Raw genomic sequence first — 15,653 nt, forward strand, 5'->3', positions numbered from 1 at the left:
TCGCGATGCTGCCTGCGATTAAAACGGCAGCATGATGTGCCCGGAGCGTTCCACTTAAAATCTCAAAATACTGTCCAAACAACCGGAGCCACCTCTGGGCGAGGTCACGAACACCGTCACCATGATGATGCCGGGCCAGGCGAACATCAGCTGGATGTCATGGCTGTACAGCCACTTGCCCAGCGTGCTTTCCAGCCCGTAGACGACCAGATAGCACAGGCCCGCCACCACGGGCGAGGTCGCGTAGGGGATGTCGACCAGGGTAGTCAGCAGCCGCCGGCCGAAGAAATCGTAGTGGGTCACGCACCAGGCCAGCAGGATGCCGAACACCAGGTTGATCGGCACCGTCGCCAGCGTGGTCAGCACGGTCAGGCCGATCGCGTGCTTCATGAAGTCTTCATCCAGGTTCTGGGCCAGCAGGCTCCAGCCGCCCGACAGCGCCTGCGAGAAGATCAGCGCCAGCGGCACGACCAGGATCAGCACCGTCAGCACGATGCCCAGCGCGATTAGCAACCATTGATGGACGAGAGTGGGCCGTTTGTTGGTCATGGGCAGTCGTGTCAGTTATCCATAAGGCCAGAAGGCCCCGCCCGACCCAGGACGCCGCGGATCCGGCTCCGCCGGTCCGCCAGCGTCGCCCCCTTGAGGGGGCGCGCGAAGCGCGTAGGGGGTGGGCTCATCATCGGCGTAGCAGTCGTCCCTGGACGACTTGCAGCAGGAACAGCAGCAGCAGCGAGGCGATCAGCACTACCGAGGCGATGGCGGCGGCGGCGGGATAGTCGAACTCCTGCAGGCGCACGAAGATCATCAGCGACGTGATCTCGGTCTGGAACGGGATGTTGCCGGCGATCATGATGACCGCGCCGAATTCGCCCAGGCTGCGGATGAAGGCCTGCGAAGCGCCAGAGATCAGCGCCGGCACCAGGCTGGGCAGCAGCACGCGCCAGAAGGTCTGCCAGCGCGTGGCGCCCAGCGTGGACGCGGCCTCCTCGAATTCGGGCTCGAGGTCTTCCAGCACGGGCTGGAGCGAGCGCACGATGAACGGCAGGCTGGTGAAGATCATGGCCACCACCAGTCCGGGGTAGGCGTACGAAATCTTGATGCCCAGGGGCTCGAACCAGCGCCCGAGCCAGCCGGTGGGCACGAACAGGGCCGACAGCGTGATGCCGGCCACCGCCGTGGGCAGGGCGAACGGCAGGTCGACCAGCGCATCGATCAGCCGCCGGCCGGGAAAATCGTAGCGGGACACGATCCAGGCCAGCACGAAGCCCACGCCGGTGACGATGACGGTCGAGTAGAACGCCCCCGACACCGTGATCTTGTAGCTCTGCACCACGCGGGGATCGGAGATCGCCCGCCAGTACTGCGCCCAGGTCATGTCGCCGACGTACAGCAGCAGGGCCGACAAGGGCACCAGGATGACCAGGCTGAGGAACAGCACCGAAAAGCCGAAGCTCGGTACGAAACCGGGCAGGACCGGCGGACGACGGAAGAAACGGAAGGACGGATTCACGGCGTAGGCGGCGGGATCGGGGCGGAAGCGAAGAAGCGCGGCCCACCTGCGGGGTGGCCGCGCCTTGCCGGGAAGGATTGTACGGCACCGGCCCCGGGACCGGCGCCGCCACGATCAGCGCTTGGCCAGCAACTGGTCCAACACGCCGTTGGAACCGAAGTGATTCTTGGTGATGTCATCCCAGGAACCCAGCACCTTGGTCGGGTCGATCAGGCGCACCTTGGGATAACGGTCGGCCACGACCTTGGCGACGTCGGGATGGTTGACCCGGTAGTTGAAGGTGGTCAGCAGCAGCTGGATCTCGCGGGTGTACTGGTAGTTCAGGTATTCGGTGGCGAGCTGGCGGGTGCCCTTCTCGTCCACGACCTTGTCGACCACGGCCACGGGGAACTCGGCCAGTACGGACACCGGCGGCACCACGACCTCATAGCCGCCCGCCCTGAATTCCTCGCCCTTGGCGATGTTGATTACTTCCGACTCGAAGGTCAGCAGCACGTCGCCCTGCCCGTTCTGCGCGAACGCCACGGTCGCGCCGCGCCCGCCGGTGGGGAAGTTGACGACGTTGTGCAGGACCTTGCCGACGAACTGCTTGATTTTCTCCTGGTCGCCGCCGAACTTCTCGTTGGCGTACAGCCACGCGCCCAGGTAGGTATAGCGCGCGTTGCCCGAGGTCTTGGGGTTCGGGAACACCAGCTTGACGTCGTCGCGCGCCAGGTCGTCCCAGTTCTTGACGTTCTTGGGGTTGCCCTTGCGCACCAGGAAGGCGATGGTGCTGTAGTACGGCGAACTGTTGTTCGGGAAGGCCTTCTGCCAGTCCTTGCGCAGCAATCCGCGCTGGGCCAGGATGTCGACGTCGGGCACCTGGTTGAAGGTCACGACGTCGACCTTCTTGCCCTGGATGATGTCCTGCGCCTGGCGCGAGGTACCAGCGAACGACTGGTCGATCTTGATGTCGTGGCCGGTCTTGGCCTTCCAGTACGCCTGGAACTTGGGATTGACCGCGGCGAACACCTCGCGCGCAACGTCGTACGAGGCGTTCAGCAGCGGCTTGTCCTGGGCTTGCGCCGTCCCCGTCACTGCCGTGAGCAGCGCGGCCGAGGTGGCCGCGAGCACGATGATCTTCTTGAACATGAAACGGCGTCCTTCTTCTGACTATGTGGATGCGAGAGACGTAAACGTAACAAATCCACATATGTCATCAAACCATATATTCATCATTTCTTTATTCTTATGAGAAATATATGGCGGACGCCGGGGGCGGCAATGGCCGCCCGGACGTCAGACCGCGGCTTCGCCGGTCTCGCCGGTGCGGATGCGGATGACCTGCTCGACGGGTGTCACGAAGATCTTGCCGTCGCCGATCTTGCCCGTGCGCGCCACGCGAATGATGGCCTCCACGGCCTGGTCGACCAGTTCGTCGGCGATCACCAGCTCGATGCGGATCTTGGGCAGGAAGTCGACCACGTATTCGGCGCCGCGATAGAGCTCGGTATGTCCCTTCTGGCGGCCGAAGCCCTTGACCTCCGTCACGGTCAGACCATTGACGCCGACCTGGGCCAGTGCTTCGCGGACCTCGTCGAGCTTGAACGGTTTGATGATGGCGGTGACTTGCTTCATGGCTGGACCTTTGTCGAGATGCTGGCGGGAATGGCGAAGATGCGATGACTGGGATTGTAGCCGGCCGGGCGCCGGCCTTCAGGCGTCCGGCGGAGTATCGGGAACGTTCGCAAGGTCGGCCTTCCAGACGATCTCTTCGGAATCGCTGGGGGCGCGCCAGTCGCCGCGCGGCGACAGCGAACCGCCCGAGCCGACCTTGGGCGCGTTGGGCACGCACGAACGCTTGAACTGGCTGGTCTTGAAGAACCGGTGCACGAAGATGCCCAAGTTGCGCTTGATGGCGGCCAGTTCGTACTGGTTGCGCGGCACGTGCGCTTCCTCGGGCCAGTCGCCGCGCTCGCGGTCGTGCCAGGCGGCCAGCGCCAGGAAGGCGACCTTCGACGGCGCGAAGCCATAGCGCAGGATGTAGTACAGGTTGAAGTCCTGCAGCTCGTAGGGCCCGATGAACTGTTCGGTCCGCTGCGCGGGCGCGCCGTCGGTCTTGCCCGGCACCAGCTCGGGACTGATCTCGGTGCCCAGGATGTCCAGCAGCACCTGGCTGCCGTCACCCACCTTGCCCGTCTCGGCCACCCACCGCACCAGATGGGTGATCAGGGTCTTGGGCACGCTGGCGTTGACGTTGTAGTGCGACATGTGGTCGCCCACGCCATAGGTGCACCAGCCCAGCGCCAGTTCGCTCAGGTCGCCGGTGCCGATGACGATGGCGTTGTGGAAATTGGCCAGCCGGAACAGGTGGCTGGTGCGCTCGCCGGCCTGCACGTTCTCGAAGGTGATGTCGTAGAGTTCCTGGCCCGAGGCGTACGGATGCCCGATGTCCTTGAGCATCTGCGCGCAGCTGGGCCGGATGTCGATCTCCATGGCCGTGCAGCCGACCACGCGCATCAGCGCGCGCGCCTGCTGCAGGGTGCGCCCGCTGGTGGCGAAGCCCGGCATGGTCACCCCGATGATGTTGGCGCGCGGCAGGTTCAGGCGATCCATGGCCTTGGCGCAGACCAACAGCGCGTGGGTCGAGTCCAGTCCCCCGGACACGCCGATCACCACCTTGTCCATGCCGATGGCGGACAGCCGCTGCACCAGCGCCTGGACCTGGATGTTGTAGACCTCGTCGCAGCGCTCGTCGCGGCGCCGGCGGTCGGCCGGCACGTAGGGAAAGCGCTCGACCTTGCGCCGCAGCGCCAGGGGCTGGTCCACGGCCAGGCCGATCTCGAAGGCAGTCGTCCGGAAACGCTCGGTCTCGGCCTTGTGGCGCAGCACCGACTGGCCGAACGTGGTCTGCCGCATGCGCTCGTGCGACAGGCGCTCGAGATCGACGTCGGCCAGGATGAGATGCGAGTCGTCCAGGAAGCGGCCGGACTCGGCCAGCAGCTCGCCGTTCTCGTAGATGATGGACTGGCCGTCCCAGGCGAGGTCGGTGGACGATTCGCCCCGCCCTGCCGAGGTGTACAGGTAGGCCGCCAGGCAGCGCGCCGACTGCTGGCTGACGAGCTGGTGCCGGTATCCCGACTTGCCCACCACGATGTTCGACGCCGACAGGTTCACCAGTACGCTGGCCCCCGCCAGTGCCGCGAAGGACGACGGCGGAATCGGCACCCACACGTCCTCGCAGATCTCGACGTGGAAGCGCAGCCCCGGCACGTCGGCCACCTCGAACAACTGGTCCGGCCCGAAGGGCGCCCGTTGTCCGGCCAGCTCGACGTGGGTGGCCACCGTGGCATCGCCGGCGGTGAACTGGCGGGCTTCGTAGAACTCGCCGTAGTTGGGCAGGTAGGTCTTGGGCACGACGCCCAGGATGCGTCCGCGCGCCACCACCACGGCGCAATTGAACAGGGAATGGTTCACCCTTAGCGGCAGCCCCACGATGAGCGCGGCCGGCAGCCCGGCGGACTCGGCCACGATGTCGCCCAGCGCCCGTTCGCAGGCCTCCAGCAGCGCGGCCTGGTGGAACAGGTCGTCGCAGGTGTAGGCGGAAAGCCCCAGTTCGGGGAAGGCCACCAGCGCCGCTCCCTGCGCGGCCGCCTGCCGCGCCAGGTCCAGCGTCTGTGCCGCGTTGAACGCAGGGTCGGCCACCCGGCAGCGGGGCACGCCCACGGCCACCCGCGCGAACCGGTGCGCGTAGAGGTTGAAGAAATTGCCTTTCATCGTGTAAGTCAGCGCCAAGGAGTAGCTCACATCATAAGGCCGATGGCCCGCCGACGTCCCGGCAGCCGCCCTGCCCGGTCAATCGGCCGGGGCCTTGAAGGGCGAGTGCGACTCCAGTTCGTCCAGGTACCGGTTCATGCCACGGGTTTCGCGGTCCAGGAAATCGGCGATGGCGGCGGCGAAACGTTCGTCCGCCACCCAGTGCGCCGACCAGGTCGGCACCGGCAGCAGGCCGCGCGACATCTTGTGCACGCCCTGGGCGCCCCCTTCGAAATGGGCGATGCCGTGGGCGATGCAATAGGCGATGGCCTGCAGGTAGCAGGTCTCGAAGTGCAGGCCCGATACGAAATCCACGCAGCCCCAGTAGCGGCCGTACAGGGTGTCGCCGGCGGCCACGTTCAACGCGCAGGCGACCGGCTCGCCGTGCCGCTCGGCCATGACCAGTAGCAGCGCCTCGGGCATGGCGGCGTGCAGCGCCTGGAAGAAGGCCGGTTTCAGGTAGGGCGAGGACCAGTGGTTGGCATAGGTGGAGGCGTAGCAGCGATAGAAGAACGCCAGGTCGTCGGCGGAGATGGCCACGCCGCGCAGGTGCCGAAAGCGTATGCCCGCCTGCTCGACCTTCTTGCGGTCCTGGCGGATCTTCTTGCGCTTGTCGTGGTTCATCGCGGCCAGGAAGGCGTCGAAACTGTCATAGCCGTCGTTGCGCCAATGGAACTGGACCCCTTCGCGCAGCATGTACCCCGCCTCGCGCAGCGCCCGCAGGTCGTCGTCGCGGGGAAACAGCACGTGCAGCGACGAGACGCCCGCCTGCCGCGCGACCTCGATCGCGGCGCGGGCCAGCAGCACCCGGTCCTCGTGGGCCGCCGCCAGCAGGCGCGGGCCGCCCACGGGCGTAAACGGCACGGCGCACAACAGTTTCGGGTAGTACGGCAGGCCATGGCGCTCGAAGGCTTCCGCCCAGGCCTGGTCGAACACGTATTCGCCCCGGGAATGGGACTTCACGTACAGCGGCATGGCGCCCACGAGCTTGCCCGCCCGCCGCAGCACCAGGCAGCTGGGCTGCCAGCCCGTGCGCCGGACGGCGCAGCCGGTGGCGTGCAGGCCGTGCAGATAGGCGTGCGCGACGAAAGGGTTGCCGGCGGCCAGGGCATCCCAGGCGGCCGGATCGAGGGTGCCCAGGTCGTCGATCAATTCGACGGCGGTATCGGTCAAATCGCCTCCGGGGAAAGGGACTGGGCCGCACGGCCTTGCGGCAGGCAGCGCCGCACCAGCGGCCAGCGCCGGCGCGCCACCGCGATGCGGTCGGGCACGCCATGCAGCAGCAGTTCCCAATAGGGATCGGCATCGCCCCCGGTAAGTTCCGGGGTGACCAGGCGCGCGCCGGCGATGGCCGAGCGGGCCACCAGCGCGTTGCGATGGGCCTGGATGAAACGTTCGGGGAAAGCGCGCGACAGGTCGGCCAGCGCGCGATCGGTCAGGAATTCGCCCTGGCGGGTGCGCAGGCTGACGTACTTGCCGTCGGCGCGCAGGTAGAGCACTTCTTCCACCGGCACCGCGACCGTGCCGTCTCGCCCGTGGGCCATCAGGGCGTCCGGCGATGGGCCGGTGCCCAGCGCTTGCCGCAGCGCCTGCTCCAGGCGGTCGATGCGTATCGGCGGCACCAGCAGGTCGCTCGCGCGCAGTTGCTCGGCCTGGGGCAGGCTGTCGAGCGAGGGCAGGAGCAGCACCAGCCGGGGCCCCGACCGTTCCCAGGCCCGGGCCAGCGCGTAGCCCTGGGCGTCGGGCAGGCCCAGGTCGAGCAGCGCCACGCCGGGAGCCGGATCCGCCCGCCGCGCCTGATCGGCGCCCACGGCGGGCGGCAGCAGATGCAACGGCAGGCGCCTGGCCAGCGTCCTGAGCTGCGCCGACAGGCGGCGGCAGAACGCCGCGTCCCGCCCTACCACCAGTACCCCGGGCGAGCCCGTTCCCGATACAGTAACCGCCATAACCCGCTTTATAATCCGCGCCATGTCCAAATCGACCGACCCCCGCCCCCAAGACCAGTTCGCCAAGAAGGCCGAAGCCTGGTCAGCCCGGTTCTCCGAACCGGTGTCCGACCTCGTCAAACGGTACACCGCTTCGGTGGACTTCGACAAACGCCTGGCCAAGTTCGACATCCAGGGTTCGCTGGCGCATGCCGACATGCTGCATGCCGTGGGCATCCTGACCCAGCAGGACCTTGCCGACATCCGCCGCGGCATGGCCGCCATCGAAACCGAGATCGACGCCGGCCGCTTCGAATGGCTGCTCGACCTGGAAGACGTCCACCTGAACATCGAGCGCCGCCTGACCGAACTGGTGGGCGACGCCGGCAAGCGCCTGCACACCGGCCGCTCGCGCAACGACCAGGTCGCCACCGACATCCGGCTGTGGCTGCGCGCCGAGATCGACACGCTGACCGACCTGCTGCGCCAGTTGCGCCACGCGCTGGCCACGCTCGCGCTGCAGCACGCCGACACCATCCTGCCCGGCTTCACCCACCTGCAGGTCGCCCAACCCGTCACCTTCGGCCACCACCTGCTGGCCTATGCCGAAATGTTCGGCCGCGACGCCGAGCGCCTGGCCGACTGCCGCAAGCGGGTCAACCGCCTGCCGCTGGGCGCCGCCGCGCTGGCCGGCACCTCCTATCCCATCGACCGCGAGCGCGTGGCCCGCACGCTGGGCTTCGACGGCGTGTGCCGCAATTCGCTGGACGCGGTGTCCGACCGCGACTTCGCGATCGAATTCTGCGCCGCCGGCGCGCTGGTCATGACGCACATCTCGCGCCTGTCGGAAGAGCTGGTGCTGTGGATGAGCCCGCGCGTGGGCTTCATCGACCTGGCCGACCGCTTCTGCACCGGCAGCTCCATCATGCCGCAGAAGAAGAACCCCGACGTGCCCGAGCTGGCGCGCGGCAAGACCGGCCGGGTGAACGGCCACCTGGTGGCGCTGCTGACCCTGATGAAGGGCCAGCCGCTGGCCTACAACAAGGACAACCAGGAAGACAAGGAAGGCCTGTTCGACACCGCCGACACCGTGCGCGACACCCTGCGCATCTTCGTCGACATGGCCGGCGGCATCCAGGTCAAGCCCGAGGCCATGCGCGCCGCCGCGCTGCAGGGCTTCTCCACCGCCACCGACCTGGCCGACTACCTGGTCAAGAAGGGCGTGCCCTTCCGCGACGCGCACGAAGCGGTCGCGCTGGCCGTGCGTGCCTGCGTGGAACGCGGCTGCGACCTGGCCGACCTGTCGGTGGACGAGCTGCGCGCCTTCCATCCCCTGGTGGGCGAGGACATCCACGCGGTACTGACGCTGGAAGGCTCGGTGGCATCGCGCTCGCATATCGGCGGCACCGCCCCGGCCCGCGTGCGCGAGGAAGCGCAGCGCGTGCTGGACGAGACGCGCGGCTGACCTCCGCGGGGTGCGGCCCGCGCCGCACCCGCCTCATGGGCCGGACCGCATCGGCGTCGATCCGCGGCGCCGGCTCACTCTTATCCCCTGCCTCCATCCCAGCCGCGCGGCTTCTCCGGCCGCCAGTTCGAGCACGCCCCACGCGCGCCAGCAACAGGCCGCCCGGCCCGGGCGCAATGCCGACACGATGCGCAGCACCCTGCCCCGCCGGTCCACGAAGACGACATCGATGGGCCAGGACATGCCCACGGTGTGAACCGCCCGGCAGGGCACGATCCACAGGCCATCGCCCGGCGCCGGCGGGACTTGCCCCAACCATCCGCGCAGGCGGCCCAGGCAGCTGGTCGCGCGATGCCAGGCCATGCCCCTACCAACCCGTATCCATGAGCTTGACCGCGATCGGAAAGCCGATCACGACGAAGGAACACGGAAAGATGCAGGCGATCAGGGGCAGCAGCATCTTGACCGGCGCCTCCAGCGCCAGGCGCTCGGCGCGCAGGAAGCGTTCGGCCCGGCGCTGGTCGGACTGTGCGCGCAGGATGGGAGCGAGGTTCATGCCCAGCGCGTCGGCCTGGGCCAGCGTGCCGGTCCAGGCCCGTATCTCGGGAATCTCCAGGCGTTCGGCCATATCCTTGAGCGCGCGCGTGCGCGGCACGCCGGTGCGCACGTCCCCCAGCACGCGGCGCAGTTCATCGCGCAGCGGCCCGGGCGGCCCTTTCTGGACCGCCTGCTGCAGAGCCGCGCCCACGTGCAGGCCGGCCTCGACACACAGGGTGGTCATGTCCAGCACGAATGGCAGGGCCCGCAGGATGTCCCGCCGCCTGCGGCGCACCCGGTCGCGCAGCCAGAGACGCGGATAGGTTCCGCCCGCCGCCGCGCCCGCCGCGGCCCAGGCCGCCAGGGCGGGAAGCCCGGACCACGACGACGCCAGCAGCGCGGCGGCCAATCCACCGGCGCAGGCGCACAGCACCTGCGCTCCCAGGATGTGCACCGGTGCCAGGCCATGTCGCAAGCCGGACCGGACCAGTTGGGACTCGATGCGGCGCCGGCCCTGCCACGAAAGCCAGGGCCGGCCATAGTGGGCGGCCGCCGAGACCAGGGGCCAGGCCAGCCGGAACGCGCGCGGCGGCGCCTCGGCCGTCCGGTCCGGCAAGGGGGGCGGGTCGATGACCAGCAGGCAGGCCAGGACCGCCAGCGCCGCCACGGCCAGGCCGATCAGCAGCGCGGTCATGTCCATGCCGGCCTCGTCGCGTGAGCGCCGCCTTCCCCATGAAGTCCGCCTTCGGTTGTCATATGTCGATCCGGACGATGCGGGCGATCATCCACAGCCCGAGGATGTCCAGCGCCGCGACCAAGGCCAGCACGGCCCATCCCCCGGGAGTGGTCCACAGACGCTGCATCGCCTCGGGCTCCAGGCGATGCAGCGCGGCCAGCAGCAGCCACGGCAGGATTCCTACCACCCTGGCCTGCAAGCGGCCCTGGGCCGTAAGCGCGCGTACCCGTCCTTCCATGTGCAGCCGTGCACGCACGGTCGCGCCTATCCGCTCCAGTGTCTCGGCCAGGTTGCCGCCGGTATCGGCGGCGATCCGCAGCGCCGAAGCGACCAGGCTGGCCGCTTCGGTGGGTACGCGCGCATGCAGGTTCGCCAGCGACTGGTCCATGCTCACGCCAAAGCGCTGCTCGCGCATCAGCAGCGCGAACTCCTGGGCCAGCGGCGCCTCGCTTTCTGTCGCTATCTGGCGCAGCCCCGCCTGCAGGCTGGCGCCGGCGCGCAAGGCGCTGGCCAGGGCCAGCAGCGCGTCGGGCAACTGCGCATCGAACCTGCGCATGCGGCGCGTGCGCAGGTGGCGGGCGACCTGGCGCGGCAGCCACGCCCCGGCCGCCGCGCCGGCGGCGGCGAAGACCCAGCTCTGCGCGAACCACCCGCCGACGGCCGCCAGCAGGCCGACCACCGCAACGTGCGCCACCCACAGCTGGTTCACGTCCACGAACAGGAAGAACTCGCTCATGCGGACGCGGGCGGTCTCGGTGAACACCGCCCGGTACCGGACAAGGCTGTCGCGCACCCACCCGCAGGCGATCCAGACCAGCAGCGATACGCAGACCAGCACCGCGCAGGCGATGAGCGCGTCGATGGCGCGTGCGCTCATGCAAGGCTCCGGGGCCCGTCCGGCGCCGGCGTGCGCTCGCAGAACCATTGCGGCGAAATGACGGCGCCGGCGGCCCGCCACTCATCGAGGAAACTGGGCATGAGCTCGCAGCCCTGGAAGTATCCGGCATCGCCGGGCACCGCACCATCCGGCCGCTCGAAACGGAACAGCTCCTGCAGCTGGATACGGCCGCTCTCGATGCCGCTGACCTCGACGATGGCGGTCACCCGCCGCTGCCCGGCCGCGCTGCGGCCCTGCTGGACCACGATGTCGATCGCCGAGGCGATCTGCTCGCGTATGGCTCCCAGCGGCAGGTCCATGCCCGCCATCAGCACCAGGGTCTCGAGCCGCGACATCGCGTCGCGCGGCGTGTTGGCGTGGAGCGTCGTCAACGAGCCCTCGTGGCCGGTGTTCATCGCCTGCAACATGTCCAGCGCCTCGGCGCCCCGGCACTCGCCCACCACGATGCGGTCCGGCCGCATGCGCAGCGCGTTGCGCACCAGGTCCCGGATGGAGACCGCGCCCCGGCCTTCCAGGTTGGCCGGCCGCGCCTCCAGCGAGACCAGGTGCTCGTGCGCCAGGCGCAATTCGGCGGCGTCCTCGATGGTGATGACACGCTCGGCCGGCGGGATGAAGTTCGACAGGATGTTGAGCAGCGTCGTCTTGCCCGAGCCGGTCCCGCCGGAGACGACGATGTTCTTGCGCCGCTCCACGCACAAGCGCAGGAACGCCGCCATGTGCGCATCCAGCGATCCGCCCTCCACCAGGTCCTCCATCCGCAAGCGGCGGGCGGGGAACTTGCGTATGGTCAGGGCCGGCCCCTTCAGCGCCAACGGCGCGATGATCGCATTCACCCGCGAGCCGTCGCGCAGCCTGGCATCGACCATGGGCGAGCTTTCGTCGATGCGGCGGCCCAGCGGCGAGACGATGCGCTCGATCACTCCCAGGACCGACTGATCGCTGCTGAATACCGCCGGATACCGGCACAGGACGCCGCCGCGCTCTACATACAGCTCATCGTGCCGGTTGACCATGATCTCGGAGATGTCCGGGTCGGCCAGCAAGGACTCCAGCGGGCCCAGCCCGACCGCCTCGTCCACGACCTGCCGGCGGAGCGCATCGCGGTCCAGGTCAGCGGGAATCTCGGCATCGGCATCCAGCACCAGCGCTTCCAGCAGGCGGTCGGCCTCCTGCCGCAAGGCCGCATCGCTCATGGCGGACACGTCGCGCCGGCGCAGGTCCAGGGCCTCCAGCAGGCGCGCATGCAGCCGGCGCCGCCATTCGACCATCGCCGCTTCTTGCGTGTGGCCCGCGGCGGACCGGGCAACCGGCGCGGCCGCCCCGTCCGCCGACGGGGGCGCGCCGCCTGGCGACGACGCCTCGCCGGCCAGCGCGGCAACCGCTCGTACACGCAACATCACGGCGCCGACGACGATCTCGTCCTCGGGCAACAAGGGTCCGTATTGGAGGATGCGGCGGCCGTTGACCAAGGTCCCGCCCAGCGACCCCAGGTCTTCCACGAACACGCCTTCGGTCCGTTCTTCCAGCCGGGCGTGCCGGCGGGCGACCCGCCAGTGGCGCAGGCGGATCTCGCAGCCATCCCCGCGTCCGATCACCGCCGGCGACGCCACGCTCAACGAGGCCGCATGGTCCTCGTCGGTCAGGATCTCGATGTCCAGCATCATCGCTCCAGGAAAGGGACGTCGGGCCGCACGGGGACGTTCAGCCGTTCCGGCCCGAAGGTCTCGTCCAGCACTCGCTGCCCGCGGTCGATGCGCTCTCGCAGGTCGGGATTGCGCTGGGTGACGACGGTCGGGGTGACGAAGATGGCCAGTTCGGTCTCGCGCCGCTGGAACCTGCGCGACCCGAACAAGGGCCCCAGGATGGGCAGGCTGGACAGGCCGGGCAACCCATCCAGGTCCTGGGACTGCTCACGCGACAGGAAGCCGCTCAGGACCAGCGTCTCGCCCGAGCGCACGTTGAACTCCGTGGCGGTCCTGCGCACCTTGAGCGCGGGGCCGCCCGTGGCCGTCACCGAAGGATCCACGGCGCTGACCTCGACGTCGATGACGGACCGCACCGTGCCGCCCGCATCGACCCGCGGCGCGATCTGCAAGGTGACGCCATAGGGCTTGAAGGTCGTGTTCGACGCGCCGTTCCTGTCCACCGTCGCATAGGGCACTTCCCCGCCCGCAAGAAAGCGCGCGGTGGAGCCGCTGCGCGCCGACAGTTGCGGCTGGGCCAGGATGACCGCCTCGCCGCTCTGGGCCATGGCCTGGATGCGCGCGGACAACAGGGCATTCATGCCCAGATACCCCGCCGGGGACGTGGCCGGGAACGGCAACTCGATGGGACCGCCTCCGGGACGTTGCGCGGCGTCGCCGGCTGCCGCCCGCAGGGGCCGCCCCACCGCGGCGTCCCAGGCCAGCCCCGCGTTCAGGCCGCCGGTGCTCGCGCCATCCCAGCGCACGCCCAGTTCGCGCAGCCTCGAACGCGGCATCTCGACCACCTTGACGTCCATCATCACCATGCGTTCCCAGCCGAGCTGCCCGGTGAAATCGACCACCTGCGGATAGCGGCGCGCCAGCAGCGCGATGCGGGCCTGGTCCGCGTCGCTCAGGTCGTCGCCTTCGACGATGATCTTGTCGCCGACGAGCCGGCTGCGCACCGATGGGAGGGTGGAGAGAAAGGCCTCGATCTCCCGCTGCACGCGCGAGGACTGGCCCGGCACGACGGTGATGCGCATGCGCCGCATGGCGCCGTCCCCGTCCCAGATGACCAGCGACGACGTGCCGGCCGCGTTGGCGAACACCACGACCTCCCTGTCGTCGGCCGTGGCCGCATTGATGACCCGGCCATTACCCACGGCCACCCGCGCCACGCCCGGCGCCGGGAACACCTGGGTCTCGCCGACGTACATCTCGACGTCCGGAAGGTCCTGGCCGGACTGGGCCGCCGGCGGCGCCGCGGGCACCTCTTCCTGCTCGAGCCACGCAGGCCACGGGGCGGACGACGGCTCGGCTGCCTGCGCCGCGCAGGCCAGGATGGCGAACACGATACCGGGACCGCCGCGCAGGGCTCGCCCCATGATGGCGGCGCTCATGGCAGGCCTCCCTGCCCTTCGCCGGCCTCGCCCAGGCCGGGAATACGACGGGGAGCGCGGTCGCCATAGATGATGGTCGCGCCCGCCCGCCGGCGCGGCTCGGGCGGCTCCGCATCGCCCAGCCCCAGCAGGGAAGCGAGCCCGCCCGACACCCGGCCAGGCGCCGGGCTGCCGTCCCCCGGGCGGCGCAGCATGGCGGTAAGGATTCCGCCATCGCGCGCGATGATGAGCTTGACCGCCTCGTCCGGCGTCGCATCCAGCGTCACGGTGGAGAACGCGCCGCGCGGCGCCTCGCCTCCGGCCCCCTGCGTCTCGGTCTGGTGTCCCGTGGCCAGCACGCGCATCCGTTGCAGCAGCGGCATGGTCGTCCGTTTGCCGCGATGGTCGAAGGACACGTACAGGTCGATGAGGTCCCCAGGCTGCACCAAGCCCGATACCGAACTGATCTCGTCCACCGGTATGGTCACCGCCCGGCGCCCCTCGCCCAGTCGCTCGGCCAGCGGAGCCGGGCGCCCGGCCTCCAGGTGCAGCGGCAGGAGAGGTTCGCCGGCCCGTACCGGGTGGGCCAGCACAGCGCCGTCGAGATCGCCGAACCTGCCGGGGTCGACGGCGCCGGACGGCGCCCACTCGGCCGGGATCTCGCGCACCGCCGCCAGGTCCGCCGACAGGCGCTGGCCGGCCTCCAGGTCGGACGCGGCAACGACCACGGCGATGCGCGCGGCGCGCGCATCGGCCTCGATGGCGTCGATGCGGCCCTGGATCTGGCGCTGCCCAAGCCATGCGGCCAGGCTTCCGGCCCCCAGCGCCACGACCAGCACCCACCACTTCCGGTCCACGCGAAGACGGGGCAGGCGCGGCATCATAGCGGCAAGGCCAGCGAGCCGGCGAAACGCAGATGAAAACCGCGCAAGGCCTCGAGCAGCCATGCCAGCAATCCGCCCCCCTCGCCGAACCATCCTGCGCCGGCCACGCCGGCCAGCAACATGGCCACGACGAGATACTCCGCGGCGGATTGCCCCCGCAGCCATCGCGCGCCCCGCCTCCTGCCCGCCACGATCATGCTCGTTCGCTCCTTCATTCGCCCGTCTCGATCTCCACGGCAAGCAAGCCGCTTCCTTGCTCCCGCGCCACCACCACCAGCTGCAGCACCCGCCGCGCACGATGCCATTCCATCAGTCCTCCATCCGATGCCGCACGCCATCCAAGCGCCGTCAGCCTGGCTTGCAGCAACCGGGAAAATGTCGCGGTGTCGGCATCGTGGACGTAAAGCCGATGGGCCACCCGACCCCGCTCGTCTTGGGTTTGCAGGTCCAGCAGCAGCGTTGCCCCCGATGGCGTCCACGCGGCGGGCAAGGCGCGCCCATTCGCCTTCGCATCGAGGCCGACGGCCAGCAGTCCCTGCGTCGCGCCGGATCGAGACCGGCGAAGCTGCATCAACCAGGGGCGCTCGTCTCGAATGCCGCTCAGCATCACGCCATCGGGCAAAGGCAGCAGCCAGGGATCCAGCCCCGGCTGCCTGGCCACGCCGTCGGCGACCTCGAGCGGCGGTTGCCGGACCTCGAACAGGCGCACGTCCATCCGCACGCCGTTCACGCGCACGCGGCCTCCCCAGCCCCGGTCCACCGCGCCGGGCGGCACGCTGGGCTGGGCCGCTGCCGCGTGGCTCCATAGCAGCCCCATCACGAGCATGAAGCCACCTCGC

The 15,653-nt window shown here is 69.4% G+C and carries 16 protein-coding genes; 1 reads left to right on the forward strand and 15 read right to left on the reverse strand.

Going from position 1 to position 15,653, the window contains the following annotated elements; all coding sequences use genetic code 11:
• Positions 1-54 precede the first annotated feature (54 nt).
• The 7 genes from ABD104_RS22640 to ABD104_RS22670 form a co-directional block, all read right to left on the reverse strand.
• Positions 55-549: an ABC transporter permease family protein gene (locus tag ABD104_RS22640; protein WP_343928246.1), complete on the reverse strand. Its 495-nt coding sequence runs from the start codon at positions 547-549 to the stop codon at positions 55-57.
• 130 nt (positions 550-679) lie between these two features.
• The gene (cysT, locus tag ABD104_RS22645) at positions 680-1,513 is read right to left on the reverse strand and encodes a sulfate ABC transporter permease subunit CysT (RefSeq protein ID WP_087839846.1); all 834 of its coding nucleotides are present in this window, start codon (positions 1,511-1,513) and stop codon (positions 680-682) included.
• Between the two features lie 114 nt (positions 1,514-1,627).
• Positions 1,628-2,644: a thiosulfate ABC transporter substrate-binding protein CysP gene (cysP, locus tag ABD104_RS22650; protein ID WP_343928247.1), complete on the reverse strand. Its 1,017-nt coding sequence runs from the start codon at positions 2,642-2,644 to the stop codon at positions 1,628-1,630.
• Positions 2,645-2,791: 147 nt separating this feature from the next.
• Positions 2,792-3,130, reverse strand: a complete 339-nt coding sequence (locus tag ABD104_RS22655; RefSeq protein WP_124688498.1) for a P-II family nitrogen regulator — start codon at positions 3,128-3,130, stop codon at positions 2,792-2,794.
• Between the two features lie 78 nt (positions 3,131-3,208).
• Positions 3,209-5,269 carry an NAD(+) synthase gene (locus ABD104_RS22660; protein WP_087839849.1) on the reverse strand — a complete coding sequence of 687 codons (2,061 nt, stop codon included), beginning with the start codon at positions 5,267-5,269 and terminating at the stop codon, positions 3,209-3,211.
• Between the two features lie 78 nt (positions 5,270-5,347).
• The gene (locus ABD104_RS22665; protein ID WP_343928248.1) at positions 5,348-6,481 is read right to left on the reverse strand and encodes a GNAT family N-acetyltransferase; all 1,134 of its coding nucleotides are present in this window, start codon (positions 6,479-6,481) and stop codon (positions 5,348-5,350) included.
• Positions 6,478-7,254: a LytTR family transcriptional regulator DNA-binding domain-containing protein gene (locus ABD104_RS22670; protein ID WP_176400782.1), complete on the reverse strand. Its 777-nt coding sequence runs from the start codon at positions 7,252-7,254 to the stop codon at positions 6,478-6,480. Before ABD104_RS22670 ends, ABD104_RS22665 begins: the two co-directional genes overlap by 4 nt.
• A 22-nt stretch (positions 7,255-7,276) precedes the next feature.
• Here ABD104_RS22670 and argH point away from each other — a divergent pair, with 22 nt between their 5' ends.
• Positions 7,277-8,698 carry an argininosuccinate lyase gene (gene argH, locus ABD104_RS22675; protein ID WP_279818917.1) on the forward strand — a complete coding sequence of 474 codons (1,422 nt, stop codon included), beginning with the start codon at positions 7,277-7,279 and terminating at the stop codon, positions 8,696-8,698.
• A 33-nt stretch (positions 8,699-8,731) separates the two neighbouring features.
• Here the strand turns inward: argH and ABD104_RS22680 are convergent, their stop codons facing one another.
• Genes ABD104_RS22680 through ABD104_RS22715 form a run of 8 tightly spaced genes read right to left on the reverse strand, consistent with a single transcriptional unit; the run spans position 8,732 to position 15,634 of the window.
• On the reverse strand, positions 8,732-9,061 hold the full coding sequence (locus tag ABD104_RS22680) for a DUF192 domain-containing protein (RefSeq protein WP_343928249.1): 330 nt from the start codon (positions 9,059-9,061) through the stop codon (positions 8,732-8,734).
• 4 nt (positions 9,062-9,065) lie between these two features.
• A complete protein-coding gene (locus ABD104_RS22685; protein ID WP_279818911.1) occupies positions 9,066-9,935 on the reverse strand; it encodes a type II secretion system F family protein in 870 nt (289 codons plus the stop codon).
• Positions 9,936-9,987: 52 nt separating this feature from the next.
• The gene (locus ABD104_RS22690; RefSeq protein WP_343928250.1) at positions 9,988-10,848 is read right to left on the reverse strand and encodes a type II secretion system F family protein; all 861 of its coding nucleotides are present in this window, start codon (positions 10,846-10,848) and stop codon (positions 9,988-9,990) included.
• Positions 10,845-12,530: a TadA family conjugal transfer-associated ATPase gene (locus tag ABD104_RS22695; protein ID WP_087839855.1), complete on the reverse strand. Its 1,686-nt coding sequence runs from the start codon at positions 12,528-12,530 to the stop codon at positions 10,845-10,847. The genes ABD104_RS22690 and ABD104_RS22695 overlap by 4 nt, the downstream gene beginning before the upstream one ends.
• Positions 12,530-13,951 (reverse strand): type II and III secretion system protein family protein, encoded by a 1,422-nt coding sequence (locus ABD104_RS22700; RefSeq protein ID WP_343928251.1) that lies wholly within the window; start codon positions 13,949-13,951, stop codon positions 12,530-12,532. Before ABD104_RS22700 ends, ABD104_RS22695 begins: the two co-directional genes overlap by 1 nt.
• A complete protein-coding gene (cpaB, locus tag ABD104_RS22705; RefSeq protein ID WP_343928252.1) occupies positions 13,948-14,814 on the reverse strand; it encodes a Flp pilus assembly protein CpaB in 867 nt (288 codons plus the stop codon). Before cpaB ends, ABD104_RS22700 begins: the two co-directional genes overlap by 4 nt.
• Complete coding sequence (locus ABD104_RS22710) at positions 14,811-15,029, reverse strand: hypothetical protein (RefSeq protein ID WP_176400784.1); 219 nt, start codon at positions 15,027-15,029, stop codon at positions 14,811-14,813. Before ABD104_RS22710 ends, cpaB begins: the two co-directional genes overlap by 4 nt.
• Positions 15,026-15,634 carry a hypothetical protein gene (locus tag ABD104_RS22715; RefSeq protein WP_343928253.1) on the reverse strand — a complete coding sequence of 203 codons (609 nt, stop codon included), beginning with the start codon at positions 15,632-15,634 and terminating at the stop codon, positions 15,026-15,028. The genes ABD104_RS22710 and ABD104_RS22715 overlap by 4 nt, the downstream gene beginning before the upstream one ends.
• Positions 15,635-15,653 lie beyond the last annotated feature (19 nt).

It is taken from the genome of Pigmentiphaga daeguensis (assembly GCF_039523035.1).
Taxonomy (GTDB): domain Bacteria; phylum Pseudomonadota; class Gammaproteobacteria; order Burkholderiales; family Burkholderiaceae_B; genus Pigmentiphaga; species Pigmentiphaga daeguensis.

Coding starts and splice junctions, on each gene's coding strand:
- ABD104_RS22640 (WP_343928246.1), bottom strand. CDS start 549: ATGACCAACAAACGGCCCACTCTCGTCCATCAATGGTTGCTAATCGCG.
- cysP (WP_343928247.1), bottom strand. CDS start 2,644: ATGTTCAAGAAGATCATCGTGCTCGCGGCCACCTCGGCCGCGCTGCTC.
- ABD104_RS22655 (WP_124688498.1), bottom strand. CDS start 3,130: ATGAAGCAAGTCACCGCCATCATCAAACCGTTCAAGCTCGACGAGGTC.
- ABD104_RS22660 (WP_087839849.1), bottom strand. CDS start 5,269: ATGAAAGGCAATTTCTTCAACCTCTACGCGCACCGGTTCGCGCGGGTG.
- ABD104_RS22670 (WP_176400782.1), bottom strand. CDS start 7,254: ATGGCGGTTACTGTATCGGGAACGGGCTCGCCCGGGGTACTGGTGGTA.
- argH (WP_279818917.1), top strand. CDS start 7,277: ATGTCCAAATCGACCGACCCCCGCCCCCAAGACCAGTTCGCCAAGAAG.
- ABD104_RS22680 (WP_343928249.1), bottom strand. CDS start 9,061: ATGGCCTGGCATCGCGCGACCAGCTGCCTGGGCCGCCTGCGCGGATGG.
- ABD104_RS22685 (WP_279818911.1), bottom strand. CDS start 9,935: ATGGACATGACCGCGCTGCTGATCGGCCTGGCCGTGGCGGCGCTGGCG.
- ABD104_RS22690 (WP_343928250.1), bottom strand. CDS start 10,848: ATGAGCGCACGCGCCATCGACGCGCTCATCGCCTGCGCGGTGCTGGTC.
- ABD104_RS22695 (WP_087839855.1), bottom strand. CDS start 12,530: ATGCTGGACATCGAGATCCTGACCGACGAGGACCATGCGGCCTCGTTG.
- ABD104_RS22700 (WP_343928251.1), bottom strand. CDS start 13,951: ATGAGCGCCGCCATCATGGGGCGAGCCCTGCGCGGCGGTCCCGGTATC.
- cpaB (WP_343928252.1), bottom strand. CDS start 14,814: ATGATGCCGCGCCTGCCCCGTCTTCGCGTGGACCGGAAGTGGTGGGTG.
- ABD104_RS22710 (WP_176400784.1), bottom strand. CDS start 15,029: ATGAAGGAGCGAACGAGCATGATCGTGGCGGGCAGGAGGCGGGGCGCG.